Annotated in this window: 2 protein-coding genes; both read left to right on the top strand. The window is 47.7% G+C overall.

The genetic code is table 11. From position 1 onward, the window contains the following. Positions 1-20: 20 nt before the first annotated feature. Positions 21-6416, top strand: a complete 6396-nt coding sequence (locus tag K1Y79_RS10010; RefSeq protein WP_220249881.1) for a non-ribosomal peptide synthetase — start codon at positions 21-23, stop codon at positions 6414-6416. A gap of 29 nt (positions 6417-6445) precedes the next feature. Next, positions 6446-16270, top strand: a complete 9825-nt coding sequence (locus tag K1Y79_RS10005; protein WP_220249880.1) for a non-ribosomal peptide synthetase — start codon at positions 6446-6448, stop codon at positions 16268-16270. The last annotated feature ends 29 nt before the right edge of the window (positions 16271-16299 follow it).

Genomic DNA, 16299 nt, shown 5'->3' with positions numbered 1-16299 from the left:
AAATTTCAAGACGGGAAACTATGTCCTTACAAATAATACCCCTGCATCCGGTTCAGCGTGATATCTTCCTGGATCAGGCGATTAATCCATTGCGCCCGAATTACAATGTCGTTGCGTTCATGACTATTTCGGGAGACCTGGACTTGCCTGTTTTCCGGCGTGTGCTAAGTCATGCAGCCAGCGTGTTTGATATCTTTCGCATGCGCTTCGATATCAATGATGAAACGCCGGTAGTATACCTGACAGATACTGCTACAATGCCTGCTTTAAACGTAATCGACTGCAGCACGGCAGCTGATCCGGTTGTTGCCGCAAGGAGCTGGATGCAGGGGAGAGCGGATCATCCGTTCCTGTTAAGCAAGGACAATATTTTGTATGAACATGCCCTGCTGAAAATATCTGGACAAACGTATTACTATTTCTTCCAGTTTCATCACCTCATCTTTGATGGCTATTGCTGGCGGATATGGGCGAAGTATCTTACCGGCAGTTACCGGTCAGCTGTTGAATCAGCAGGAGAGATACCGCACTTTGAGACACCCTCCTATATCAGGGCGGTAGAGGAGGCAGCAGTAGCGTATGAGTCGTTAACGTATAAGGCACATGCTGACTACTGGCAGGAAATGATTCAGGAAGATCCTGCGGGTATGTTACCCCGGCACTATGCCAGGCGGGAACCGCAGATGCCTGAAAGTGGCAGTTATGTATATCCGCTTACAGCCGCCCAACGGGACATGCTGTTGCAACTGGCAACAACCCTGAATGTACGGTTGCCTCACCTGACCCTGGCCGCAGTTATTATCTACCTCTCCGCCACTACGGGCAGAGAGGAGTTGGTGCTAGGTACGCCGGCACATAAAAGGAAAGGCCCGGATCAGCGTAGTACAATGGGGCTATTTACAGGTATTGTGCCTTTCAAAGGTCAATATGTGCCACAGCAATTGCTGACAGATCTCATCAGACAGATTGCAGCTGCACAGAAAGCAGATTATGCACACGTGGATTATCTCATCGGCGACCTGGCACGGCATCTGAAACATGATGCATTCTCAGGGCCCTTACTGGATATGATCGTCAACTATGTGCTACTTGATCTTGATCTTGATTTCGGTGTAGGTATACAAGCTGATTTTGAAGTGATGTTCAGTCAATACCAGATTGAGCCCCTCCGTATGATCTGGTGGGATTATTCAGAGAAGCAGTCGCTCGAATTACGTTTCGATTTCAGATATGAATACTTCACGCAGGAAGAAGTAGCCCTGCTTGCAGAACGTATATTGTTTATCCTGGAACAGTTTTCTGGAAAGCTGCATGAGCCGGTCAGCAGCGTTGCTGTTATACCATCAAATGAACTTGAATTACTGCGTACTGCTGGTATGCCTACAGCATATACTTATCCGGCAGATAAAACGGTGCCGGAACTATTTCGTGTGCAGGCGGCAGCAACACCTGATGCTACCGCTATATTATTTGAAGATACTATACTGACTTACAAAGAACTGGACGGCGCTTCTGATCAGCTGGCAGCTTATCTGTTGCAATCAGGCATTACCCCTGAAACGCTGATTCCAGTATGCCTGGACCGGTCTGCAGATCTGATAGTAACCTTACTGGGTATTCTGAAGGCAGGAGCAGCATTTGTACCGCTGGATCCGCGTTATCCGCAGCAGCGTATTGAGCAGATGCTGTCAGAGACGGAGTACAAGCTGGCGATTACCAGCAGTGAGTACCGTGATTTGTTCCAGCCTGATGTGCAGGCACTTACCTTGGAAGCATTGCAACCGATTCTGGGGTTGATGCCGGAGACGGCGTTGCCGGTAGGTATTCAGGCAGATAATCTTGCGTATGTGATGTATACATCTGGTTCTACTGGTCGCCCGAAAGGAGTGATGGTCACGCATCAGAATATAGTAAGTCTGGCATTGGGCAGTGGATTTCTGGACTGGTCTTCAGCAGATGTGTTGCTGTCTACCGGTTCACCTTCCTTTGATGCCAGTACGATAGAATACTGGGGTACGTTGTTAAATGGAGCAACACTTGTATTATGTCCCGAGGAACGGTTATTGGATAGTGCACAGTTGAAGGAAGAAGTAGCGGAAAGAGGTGTCACGCGCATGTGGTTTACCGCCGGCTGGCTAAATCAGCTGGTGGATACCGATATCAGCGTATTTGCCGGTTTGAAAACGGTCATAGCAGGAGGAGAGAAATTGTCCGCTCATCATATTGGCCGATTAAGGGATGCTTATCCGGATCTTGCTATTATCAATGGTTATGGTCCGACCGAGAATACCACATTTTCTTTAACCTGGTCAATTGAAGCAGTAACTGCAGGAGAAAGTATTCCTATAGGGCGTCCGTTATACAACCGAACTGCTTATGTACTGGATAGTCAGTTGCAGCTATTGCCTATTGGCATTGCTGGCGAACTGTATGTTGGCGGAGCAGGTTTATCGCGTGGATACCTGCATCAGCCGGAGCTGACAGCGGAGCGTTTTATCCATCATCCTGTCAGCGGAGAACGGCTGTACCGTACGGGTGATCTGGCCCGGGTACTACCAGATGGCAGCATTGCCTACCTGGGTCGTAGTGATGACCAGGTAAAGCTGCGTGGTTTCCGGATTGAGTTAGGCGAGATAGAAAGTGTATTACAGGATAGTGGATGTGTCAGTCATGGCGTAGTCGTACTAAGGGGAGAAGGTAGTGGTAAGCAGCTGGTAGCCTATGTTATCCCGGAAGAGCAGTACGACGAGGCGGTACTGCTGACCTACCTGGCAAAAAGACTGCCGGATTATATGGTACCATCATTTATTGTTGTGCTGGAGGCATTCCCATTGACCAATAACGGGAAAGTGGATAAACGCGCCTTACCTGATCCGGAAGCACAGCAGCTGCAGACAGCAGGTTATGTGGCCGCACGTAATGAAACAGAAGCTGCTATTATTGCAATCTGGCAGGAAGCATTACAGATAGATCGGGTAGGTATCTATGACGACTTTTTCCGGCTGGGAGGAGATTCTATCCGTGCCATTGGAGTAATCAGCCAGTTGCGGAAGCGTTTCAGTGAAAGCATCCGTTTGTATGAACTGTATCAATCGGGGAATGTGGCCGCTCTGAGTGTTTTGATTGATAACCTGCAGCCATCATCAATAGAAACGGATGAACTGAAAGCAATAGTAGTGGCGGAGGTAGACGCGTTACGGGCAGCCGTGCTGGAGGAACGTGCAGATGCAGCTACAATAGCGGATGTATACCCGATGAGTGATATCCAGAGTGGCATGATCTACGCCTCTCTGTGGCAGACTGACAAAAGTGTCTATCATGATCAGATCACCTTCCGGATCAGCGATCGTCCGGACAAGCGTATTTTACACAGGGCATTGACTATGCTGGTACAGAAACATGCCATTCTAAGAACCGTGTTTGATCAGCACCCTGTGTACGGAGGTATCCAGATCGTCAGGAAAGTGGCCAATTTCGACCTCAATGAGGTTGTGTGGTGTGATGTGTCAAAGGAGCAGGAAAAGGACGCTATTCAGCGTTTTATGGCCAGTGAGCGGGAAAAGGGGTTTGAGTTGAATAACGCACTTTTATGGAGAGTGGCCATATTACAGTTCCGGCAATCCTGTTACCTGGTATTTCAGTTCCATCATGCCATGCTGGATGGGTGGAGCCTTGCCTCTCTTACAACAGAACTCAACAGTTTATACGTGACCCTGTTTGCACAGTATGATCTGCCACCGTTGCAGTCACTGAAGGCAACCTATAAAGACTTTGTATTGGATGGTATTACAGAGAAGCGTAATACAGGTAACCAGCAATTCTGGCAGCAGGAGCTGCAGGGATACCGGCGTCTCGATATATTCAGGGAAGAGCCAGTTTCGATTCAGCTGGTTCGTTCATTTGACAAAACGACTTTTGAGCGGTTGCAGCAGCGCATTCAGGCAGACCGGCTATCTATGAGAGGCTTCTTCCTGGGAGTGACATTACGTGTATTGAGCACGTTGACCTATGAGGATGACCTGACCATTGGTGTGGTCACTAACAACCGGCCATTGCTGGATGATGGTGACAAGGTCTTGGGTTGTTTCCTGAATACGGTTCCGTTCCGGCAAAGGAATGCAAAGGAAGCAGCCACCTGGCTGAGTTATTTCCGGCAGGTAGAAGAGCAGCTGGTCCGGTTAAAAGAAAGAGAACGCATCTCCCTCTTCGCTATTACAGCGGCAACCGGAGAAGCGGCCAACGGCGGTAATCCGTTCTTTGATGTGCTCTTCAACTTCGTCAACTTTCATGTATACGATCATCTGCAGGAGGGGCTTTTCCGTCAGGGCCATGTGGCTATAGGTGAGGAAGAAGCCCACATGTCTATGGTACATGAACTGACCAATACCTTCCTGGATTTCTGTATCAGTACAACAGGCAATAACCTGCTGCTGATCTGTAAGATGAACCGGCAGCTGAAATCAGGTAAATCTCCCGAAGTACTGGCAGATTACTTTGCCGCTGTGATACAACAATACCTTGATCATGCAGATATGCCGGCAGACAGTCTGGCGATATACCCACAAACCGAGCAACAGGAACTTGCCAGTTTCAGTAACCCAACGGCTGCTATACCACCCGCAACAACACTCACAGCTGTTTTTGAAGAACGGGTAGCAGCTACGCCAGAGGCGACTGCGCTCATTTTTGAAGATATACGCCTTACTTACCGGCAGCTGAACGAGCAGGCTGGAAAACTAGCAGCCTGGCTTCAGGCAAATGGATTGCAACAAACTGTTTTGATCCCGGTATGTCTGGATCGCTCTCCGGAGATGGTGATTGCTATACTGGCTATTCTGAAGACAGGTAATGCTTACGTGCCGCTTGATCCGGCCTACCCTGCCGAGCGTATCGGGTATATTCTGAAAGATACACAGGCATCGGTAGTAGTAAGTAGTAAAAAGCATGGTGCGAAGTTGCTGGCGGCAGGAGCATCCAAAGTATTAGAGATAGATACTGATGCAGCCGTTATCGGGACATATATGCCTATTGCAGGTCAGGTGGCAGGCCCCGCAGATACCCTGGCATATGTCATTTACACCTCCGGCTCTACCGGACATCCAAAGGGCGTATTGGCAGAGCATGGATCAGTACTGAGCCTGATTAACCATCAGAGCAGCGTGTATGGTATCTCATCATCCGATCGTATACTGCTATGTGCCAATTACTGTTTTGATCCTTCTGTAGAACAACTCTTTTTCGCCTTACTAAATGGCGCTGCGGTGGTGATCTGCAAAGAAGAGACCATTCGGGACCCTCACCTGCTGGAATGCCTGTTACGGGAGCAGGGTGTTACTCACCTGGAGGCAACCCCCGGAGTAATTGAACACCTGACACCTGGTACATATAATGGCCTGAAACGGGTCATCAGCGGAGGAGAAGTATGTCGGAAGGAACTGGCAGAGAAGTGGTGTGGACTACTGGACTTCTATAATATTTACGGACCTACAGAAACTACTATATCAGCAATCATATACCAATGCAATCCTGCGCAGCTTAGCCAGGTTGATGTGTTGCCAATAGGACGGCCTTTGCCACATGTGCAGGTGTATATACTGGATGTGAAAGGTAATCCGGCTCCTGTTGGCGTACCAGGGGAAATATACATCGGCGGGGCCGGTGTTACCCGCGGATACCTGAATCAGCCCGAACTGACAGCCACAGTATTCCTGCCTGACAGGTTCAGCAACGTACCCGGCGCCCGCATGTATAAAACAGGCGACCTGGGCAGATGGCTGCCCGATGGGAATATAGAATATTTATCCCGCCTTGATGCGCAGCTGAAATTACATGGATACAGGATAGAACCCGACGAAATTGCCAATGTATTATTAGGCAGCGAGTGGGTAAGTCAGGCGGTAGTGCTCGATAACAGAGACGACACCGGCCAGGTGAGAATCTGTGCCTACATCGTGCTGGCAAAGCAGGTAGAGAAAGATGTGCTGCGAGCGTATTTGTCCGCACAGCTGCCGGCCTACATGGTTCCCTCGGTGATATGGTATTTGGATGTCCTGCCATTAACACCAAATGGTAAGATTGATAGAAATGCTTTAAAAATGATGGGAGTATCCGCTACCGTCTCAACGGAATATGTAGCGCCCCGTTCTGCAACAGAAAAGCAACTGTGGGAAATATGGCAGCAATTGCTACCGGCTGATCGTATCGGTGTGTTGGATGACTTCTTCGAGTTAGGAGGGCATTCATTACTCGCTATGCGGATGAATGCACATATCAAACGCGCTATAGGTGTAAATGTGCCTGTAAAGAAGCTGTTTCAGTGCCGGTGTATTGCCAGGCTTGCAGAATACCTCGATGTAACCAGCGCAACCCCTGTACAGAAAAATGACAAAGCAGCAGCACGGATCATTGAGATCTGAGGCTGTCCGGAAACATTAAACAAGTAATCATGAATATCGATTTCAGTAAAGCTATACATGTACTCAGCAAAGCGAAGCAGCAGGGAATGGAATTATTCCTGGATGACAGGAAACTTAAACTGAAGACGGACGAAGATATTGAAATAGATCCCCAATTACTGGAAGAGATCAGGCAATATAAGGATGAGATCATTGACTTCCTGCACCATGATGTTGCAACAGAAACGGTGGACCTGCCGGCTATTGAACCGGATCTGCGAAAGGAAACAGAGACACTGCCATTGTCTTTCGGACAGGAAGCTTTATGGCTGATAGATCAGCTGGAGGGAAGTGTGCAATACCATATGCCTTCCCTCTACCGCATCAATGGGCAGCTTGACATACAGTTACTGGAAGAAGCGTTCCGGTTTATCATTCAGCGCCATGAAATTTTACGCACTGTGATCCGTCAGGATGCAGGCGCTCCTTACCAGCATGTACTGCATGGCAATAACTGGACGCTGGAGTTGTTGGACGGATCAGCAGCTGATCTGCAGGACGGTTTACCTGTGGAACCGCTCACAACCTGGTTTGGCCGTCCATTTGATTTGTCAGCGGATTATATGCTGAGAGCTGCATTGATACAGCTGGCAGAAGAACGATATGTGCTGCTGATCAATATGCATCATATTGCAGCTGATGGCTGGTCGCTTTCCATACTGATCAATGAACTCAGATCTGTATATACCGCATTGGTTAACCGAAGGCCGGCATTGTTACCTGCGCTTCGCATTCAGTATGCAGACTATGCATTGTGGCAACGCCGTCTTGTAAATGATGGATTACTGGAGGCACAGTCAGCATACTGGAAAGCACAGTTATCAGGAGTGACGACGCTTGCGTTGCCTTATGACTTTATAAGACCTGCAGTTCAGAGCACCCGCGGAGCGCTGGTGAAATACGAGATAGATGCAGCCCTGACTAAAGGTCTGCGTCAGTTGGCACAGGCAGAACAGGCTACCTTATACATGACGATGCTGACAGCACTGAAGGTGTTGTTATACAGGTATAGTGGTGAAACCGATATTGTGGTAGGTACGGTGATAGCAGCCAGGCAGGAACAGGAACTGGAAGTCATGATAGGTTTCTTTGCCAATACGCTGGCTTTACGCACAGAAGTAAACGGTTCGTATTCTTTCCGCTCGTTGTTACAGCAGGTAAGAGAGACAACATTATCTGCTTATGAGCGTCAGGACCTTCCATTTGAAAAGGTTGTAGAGCTGTTAGGAGGGGAGCGTGACCGTGGTCACCACCCGATTTACGACATCATCTTTACTATGCAGAATGCGCCTGAAATTCCTGTACTCTCATTGGGGGATGCCGCATTGTCAGCTATTCCACATCAGCATTCCACGAGTCAGTTTGACCTGAACATTACAGCGCTGGAAAAAGGCGATCTTCTGGAAATAAATGTTGAATATTGTACCGACCTTTTTCTGCCTGCCAGTGTAGACAGGTTATTCGCACATTATATTACATTATTACGTTCTGCGGTTGCCCGTCCTGAGGAACAGGTAGATAGACTATCGCTTACAACGGACCGGCTTTATACGCCAGCTAGTCAATCTTCCTTACCCTACCCCGCAGACAAGCCGGTAGGCGAAATATTCAGCAAGCAGGCCGCCATGACTCCGGCGGCTACTGCTTTGATATTTGAAGATACAAATCTTACTTACGAAGAGCTGGAAGCGGCTTCTAATCAATTAGCCGCTTACCTGCTACAGTCGGGTATTACTTCTGAGACGATGGTGCCAGTATGTCTGGATCGCTCGGCGGATCTGATTGTCACATTGTTGGGTATTCTGAAGGCAGGAGCAGCCTTTGTACCGCTGGATCCGCGTTATCCGCAGCAGCGTATTGAGCAGATGCTCTCAGATACAGATTACAAGCTGGCGATCACCAATAGTGAATACCGTGACCTGTTTAATAGTAAAGCATCAATACTCACGCTGGAAGCATTACAGCCGATACTGGGATTGATGCCATCCACAGCATTACCGGTAGACATCAAGGCCGATAGTCTTGCATATGTGATGTATACATCTGGTTCTACTGGCCGTCCGAAAGGGGTGATGGTCACGCATCAGAATATAGTAAGTCTGGCATTGGGCAGTGGGTTTCTGGATTGGTCTTCAGCAGATGTGTTGCTGTCTACCGGTTCGCCTTCCTTTGATGCCAGTACGATAGAATACTGGGGTACGTTGTTAAATGGTGCAACGCTTGTATTATGTCCCGAGGACCAATTACTGGATAGTGCGCAGTTAAAGGAAGAGATAGCGGAGAGAGGGGTGACACGCATGTGGTTTACCGCCGGCTGGCTGAATCAGCTGGTCGATACCGATATCAGTGTATTTGCCGGTTTGAATACGGTCATAGCAGGAGGAGAGAAATTGTCCACTCATCATATTGGCCGGTTAAGGGATGCTTATCCGGATCTGGCTATTATCAATGGTTACGGTCCGACGGAGAATACTACGTTCTCTCTGACGTACACCATTAAAGCCGTAGCAGGTAATGCCAGTATCCCGATAGGTTATCCGTTGGCCAATCGTAGCGCGTATGTGCTGGACCACCACCTGGTACAGCTGCCGACAGGTGTTCCTGGTGAACTGTATGTTGGCGGAGCAGGGTTATCGCGTGGTTACCTGCATCAGCCGGAGCTGACAGCGGAACGTTTTATCCATCATCCTGTCAGTGGAGAACGGTTGTACCGTACGGGGGATTTGGCCCGGGTACTACCAGATGGCAGCATTGCTTACCTGGGTCGTGGTGATGACCAGGTAAAGCTGCGTGGTTTCCGGATAGAGTTAGGCGAGATAGAGCGCGTGTTGCAGGATAGTGGTTATATCAGTCAGGGTGTTGTGGTGCTTCGTGGTGATGGAGGTAGTAAACACCTGGTAGCATATGTGGTGCCGGAAGATGATTATGAGGCTTCAGCGTTGCAGTCCTACCTGGAGCAGCGGCTGCCTGATTATATGATACCTTCAGTAGTGATGACACTGTCAGCACTTCCGCTGACAAATAACGGGAAGGTAGACAAGCATGCATTACCAGACCCGGCAGCCGATCAGCTACATGCCGCGCGTTATGTAGGCGCACGTAATGCAGCAGAAAGTCAGCTGATAAGCATCTGGGAGGAAGCATTACAGGTTGAGCGCATCGGCGTGCATGATGACTTCTTTCGTCTTGGCGGCGATTCAATTATAGCAATAGGCGTTATCAGCCGCATCCGGCAAGTGTTTAACAGGTCTGTACGGCTGTATGACCTGTATCAGCAGCCAACAATCAGTGAGCTGGCATTACTGCTGGAACAATCAGCAGTGATCACGCCAACGGAGAGTGCGGAACATATAGCAGTTAAAGCGGAGATAGCGGCATTGAAGGCGCAGGTTTTATCGCAACTGGAGGATACCAGTAATATTGAAGATATCTATCCGATGAGCGATATCCAGGGAGGGATGGTGTCAGCATCATTGTTGAATCCAGAACTGGCCGTTTATCATGATCAATTTGCACATTCATTCGTTAAGGAGCTGGACATTCCGCTTTTTGAACGAGCATTTTCTCTCATGATAGACAAATATGAAATTTTCCGTACCAGTTTTAACCTGGATCTGCATCCGGAAGGCGTACAGGTGTTGCATAAAGAAGTGCCTGTACACTTTAATCGGCTCGACTGGCAGGAGCTGGATGGGGATACCGCTAAAGGTCCGCTTGCAGCATTCCTGGAGCAACAGCGTTCACACCCCATAGATGTTAAAAATCCACCGCTCTGGAGGGGAACGCTGATAGCACTTGCTGACCGGTATATTTTCGTGCTGGAATTTCACCACGCCATGATAGACGGCTGGAGTATGGCATCTTTTAATACAGAACTCAACAACCTGTATGTGAAGCTCAAAGCTGGCATAGATGTTACTACGCTGCCATCTCTCAGAAGTAACTATAAGGATTTTATTATTGAAAGTATTATTGAGAAGCGCAATGACCAGCAAAAGCAATTCTGGAAGGAAGAACTGAATGATTACAAACGCCTGGACATATTTACGCATGAACCCGACGATCAGCACCTGGCTAAGGCGTATGATGCGGGCTTCCTTGTACAACTCAAAGAAAAGGCGCAACGGGATGATATCTCTGTAAAAAGCATTTTCCTGGGCGCTTATCTGTATGTACTTACCATGCTGACACATGAGGGTGAGATTACTACAGGTATTGTAACCAACAACCGGCCACTGATACCAGATGGAGAACGTATGCTGGGCTGTTTCCTCAATTCGATACCTGTGCGTATCAGGAAGGGAAGTACACTGACTACCTGGAAACAATGGTTTGCCGGAGTAGAAGAGAAGCTTGTAGCATTAAAGCAGCATGACAGAACCTCCCTGTTCGAGATCAGGAAGATTACGGGAGAGTCTTTTGCGGAGGAGAATGCCTTTTTTGATACTCTTTTTAACTTCGTAAACTTTCATGTATACACCCGGCTGGAAGGGGGATTATTCCTGTCTGATATTTCCGCGGTACATCAGGAGGATACTGTTGACAGTGGTTTTGAGTCCACCAACACCTATATGAACTGCGCCGCGAGCATCACCAATGATGTGATGATCATTACCTGGTCTTTACGTAAGCAGCTTAAGTGTGGCGCATCATTGGAGGAACTGCATAGCTGGTTTGATGCTGTACTTGAAAGGTATTTATACAATTATGAAGAAGCAGCAGATCGTAGCATGGTATTACAGGCGGTTCCGGATCGTCTGTTGCAAGCGGTAAACAATGATCTTATTTACCCGGCAGATAAAACGGTAGGGGAAATCTTCAGTACACAGGCCACAGCAACACCATCGGCAACAGCGGTAATTTTTGAAGATACAATACTGACGTACGAGGAGCTGGAAGCAGCAGCTAATCAGCTGGCAGCTTACCTGTTGCAATCAGGCGTTACCCCTGAAATGCTGATACCTGTATGCCTGGACCGGTCGGCAGATCTGATTGTAACATTGCTGGGTATACTGAAAGCCGGCGCAACCTTTGTACCGCTGGACCCACGTTATCCAAAGCAGCGTATTGAGCAGATGTTATCTGATACAGATTATAAGCTGGCAATTACCAGCAGTGAATACCGTGATCTGTTTGATAGTGAGGTAAAGGTGCTTACACTGGAGGCGTTACAACCAATATTGGGATTGATGCCGGCTACCGCCTTGCCGGTATATACAAAAGCAGATGGTCTTGCCTATGTGATGTATACGTCTGGTTCTACCGGTCGTCCGAAAGGGGTGATGGTCACTCACCGTAATATTGTGAGTCTGGCGTTAGGTAGTGGTTTCCTGGATTGGTCTTCAACAGATGTGTTGCTGTCAACCGGTTCTCCTTCTTTTGATGCCAGTACAATAGAATATTGGGGTACATTGTTAAACGGTGCCACCCTTGTACTATGTGCAGAGGACCGGCTGTTGGACACTGCGCAGTTAAAAGAAGAAATACAGGATAGAGGTGTGACGTGCATGTGGTTTACAGCAGGCTGGCTGAATCAGCTGGTGGATACTGATATCAGCATCTTCACCGGTTTGAAGACCATTATGGCGGGAGGGGAAAAACTATCAGCGGCGCACATAAGCCGGTTGAGGGATGCTTATCCGGAGCTAAATATAATCAATGGTTATGGCCCGACGGAGAATACAACGTTCTCATTGACTTACGCTATAAAGGATGTAATCGCAGGGGGCAGTGTACCGATTGGTTATCCATTGTCCAACCGCAGTGCATTTATATTGGATGATACATTGCAGGTTTTGCCGGTGGGCGTTCCGGGCGAACTGTATGTTGGCGGTGCAGGATTATCCCGAGGTTACCTCAATCAACCGGCACTGACTACAGCACGTTTTATCTATCATCCAGGCACTGGTGAGCGGATGTACCATACGGGTGATCTTGCCCGGGTATTGCCAGATGGCAGCATTGCGTACCTGGGTCGTACGGATGACCAGGTAAAACTGCGAGGATTCCGGATTGAGTTGGGCGAAATAGAAAGTGTGTTGCAGGATAGTGGCTACATAAACCGCGGGGTAGTTGTACTTCGTGGAGAGGGCAGTAGTAAGCATCTGTTGGCCTACGTAGTGCCGGAGGCTCACTATGAGGAGGATGCCTTGTTATCTTATTTGTCGGAACGTTTGCCGGACTATATGATTCCATCGGCTGTTATTACACTGGAGGTATTTCCATTAACCAATAACGGAAAGATAGATAAACGCGCTTTACCTGATCCTGATGGGCATGCTATGCAATCAGCAGGTTATGTTGCTCCGCTTACCAATACAGAAGTAACTATTGCACGCATCTGGCAGGAAGTACTGCAACTGGACCGTGTCAGTATTCATGATGATTTCTTTAGGCTGGGAGGCGATTCAATTACAGCTATCGGCGTAATTAGCCGGTTACGCAAAGCTTTTGGTGATCATATCAAACTGTATGATCTGTACAGATCAGGTACATTGTCACAGCTGGCCTTACTAATCGATAGTACTCAGGCGAGTATCGTTGCTAATGAGCCGACATCAGCAATATCCGCAGCTATTGAAGCCACGAAAACGGAATTAATGGCTGCATTACCAGATGCGGCAGCGATAGAGGACATTTATCCGCTCAGCGATATTCAGAGCGGGATGATTTATGCATCATTGCTGAGTCCTGACAAGTCGATCTATCATGACCAGTTTGCTTATATGTTACCTGCGGATCTGGATATTGAGCGGTTTACCCATGCATTTTCCCTGTTGGTACAACAGCATGGTACACTGAGAACAATCTTTGACCTGAATCTGCAGGAGCAGGGTGTGCAGCTCGTTTACAAACAATTGCCGGTATCATTCAACTATCTTGATTATTCCCGTCAGGGTAAAGAGGCGGCGGCAATGGCCATCCGTAGTTACCTGGAGGCAGAGCGGCAGCGCCCTTTTAAAGTGACAGAGCTGCCATTGTGGAGAGGGACAATTGTGAAGCTGGCTGACAGGCATGTATTCTTGTTCCAGTTTCATCATGTGCTATTAGACGGATGGAGTGCAGCTTCATTAAATACAGCCCTTGGAAATATTTATGAGCAACTTGCAATTGACCCTGCACTTAGCTTACCAGCCCTTAAGGCGACGTACAAGGATTTTGTAATTGAGCAGTTGGTAGATAAACAATCCCAGCGTAGTCGTACTTACTGGCAACAGACGCTCAGTGGATATAAACGCCTGGATATATTTACGTCCGCAGATGAGGAACAGCGTATTGTCATGCATTACGATAACGCGTTTTTCGAGAAGCTGAAGCAACTCGCACAGGACAACGACATGTCGCTTAAAGGTGTATTTCTGGGCGCTTTCCTGTATGTGTTTGGTATGCTTACCTATGAGGACGAAGTTACAATAGGTATAGTTACTAATAACCGTCCGCTGATTGAAGATGGAGACAAAATATTCGGGTGTTTCCTGAATGCCTTGCCTTTCCGTTTTTCAACACAGCGTAAAGATCTTACCTGGAGGCAATGGTTCCAGCATGTAGAGGAGCAGTTACTGGATCTGAAACAGTACGAAAGACTTTCACTAAGTGAAATCACCAGGTTGAACGGAGAACAGGCGCAGCAGGAAAACCCGTTCTTCGATGTGCTGTTCAATTTCATCAACTTTCATGTATTTGATGGATTGGATGCCAACCTTCTATCAATGAATATTGCGCCGGATAATCAGGACGAATCACTGGTATTTAATCATGAGACCTCAAATACATTCCTGGATTGTTCTGTGGATATTACCGGTAACAGACTATCTGTGGTGTACACCATCCGGAGGCAGCTCCAATCGGGTAAGACAGTCGCTGAGTTACACCAGTATCTTGATGCAGTGTTGGAAGCTTATATCAACAGGCAGGATGAACTCATTGCCAGGGAGCAGATATTGCACCCATTAGAACTTGAGCGTATCATGAAGGTAGGTAACGGGCATATATCCCCATTACCGGCAACGAAAACTATTACAGCAGCCTTCCAGGAGCAGGTGGGAAAAAGACCTGACGCTATTGCACTTGCTTGTGAGCAAGAAATTTTCACCTATCAGGAGCTGAACGAGCAATCGGACAGGCTGTCTATACACCTGCAACAGGCAGGGGTTAAAAATGGCAGTCTGGTACCAATATATATAGAACGATCTCCGGCACTGATCATAGGCATATTAGGAATATTGAAAGCAGGAGCAGCGTATCTGCCGCTGGATCCTGCCTACCCTGCTGTCAGATTAAACAGCATGCTGGAAGAAACGCATAGCAGTTTGTTATTGTCAGTTGCAGGTCTGAAAGGAAAGTTGCAGACATGGATACCTGCCGGTATTACATCATGCTTCATTGACAAGATGGACGGCGCGGATCAGCAAGTAGCTACTTTACCTACAACAGTAGCTGTAGCAGCGGACAGTCTGGCTTATGTGATGTACACCTCAGGTTCTACAGGGCGGCCGAAGGGCGTCATGGTTACTCACCATAATGTTGTAAGTCTGGCGTTGCATAGCGATTTTACCAGTTTTACATCAGAAGATGTTTTATTGTCAACCGGATCCCCATCATTTGATGCAACGACTATTGAATACTGGGGCATGTTATTGAACGGTGGATGCCTGGTGCTGAGCAGTGAACAACAATTACTGGATGTTTCCCAGCTGGCTGAAACGATCCGCAGTAAGGGTGTCAGCAAGATGTGGTTTACATCCAGCTGGTTGAATCAGCTGGTAGAGGAAGATATCAGCATTTTTGAGGGACTTACTACGGTTATGGCCGGCGGCGAGCGGTTGTCTCCTGCACATATTATGCGTCTCAGGCAGGCATATCCCGGACTGGAGATTATCAATGGCTATGGTCCTACGGAGAATACAACGTTTTCACTGACCTATGGGTTGGAAGCTGAATTACCAACAGGAGATATTCCGATTGGAAAACCGTTGCCATACCGGTCTGCCTGGGTGCTGGATAAGCAGCAACAGTTGTTGCCGCTGGGAGTAGCAGGAGAACTCTGTGTTGGAGGAGCCGGTCTTTCCAAAGGCTATCTGCATCATCCCGAACTGACAATAAAACGCTTTGTTCAACATCCCTTACATAGTGAAACACAGATAGTATATCGTACAGGTGACCTTACACGCTGGTTACCTGATGGCAATATGGAATACATTGATCGTATAGATGAGCAGGTAAAAATAAGAGGTTTCCGTGTTGAACCTGGTGAGATTGAAAATATACTACTGCAAAGCGGAACTGTAAGGCAAGCCGTTGTAATACTGCAAACCAGCCGGGCTGGTAACAAGCAACTGGTAGCTTTTGTGGTGCCCGAACAAAACTTTCATCTTTCTGCATTGACAGCATTTCTGGAGAGCAGGCTGCCGGCAGTAATGGTGCCTTCGCAGATACTTACATTAGATAAGATTCCGCTCACAGTAAATGGTAAGGCAGATAAAAAGACATTGTTGCAGCATGCCGACAATGTTCAGCAGGAAAAAGAATTTATTGTTGCCAGTACTGATATGGAAAAGCAGCTGGTAGAGATCTGGCGGTTGCTGCTGGGCAGAGAAAAGATCAGTATCAGCGATGATTTCTTTGAACTTGGCGGTCATTCACTACTTGCTATGCGCCTGAACATGCACATCAAAAGATCGATAGGCGTCAATGTGCCTATCAAACGGTTGTTTCTTTACAGAACGATTGAAGAGCTGGCAGCTTACCTGGATGAGCTTATTGCCAGGGATACAGATGCCGGAATAGAAAATTCAACTCAGGTTTTCGAGATATAAACTGTTACACTTATCATAACCATTCTAAA

The sequence above is a fragment of the Chitinophaga rhizophila genome, assembly GCF_019492185.1.
Classification (GTDB): Bacteria; Bacteroidota; Bacteroidia; order Chitinophagales; family Chitinophagaceae; genus Chitinophaga; species Chitinophaga rhizophila.
Note: the sequence above shows the minus strand (reverse complement) of the source record. Positions and strands in the feature narration are given on the sequence as shown.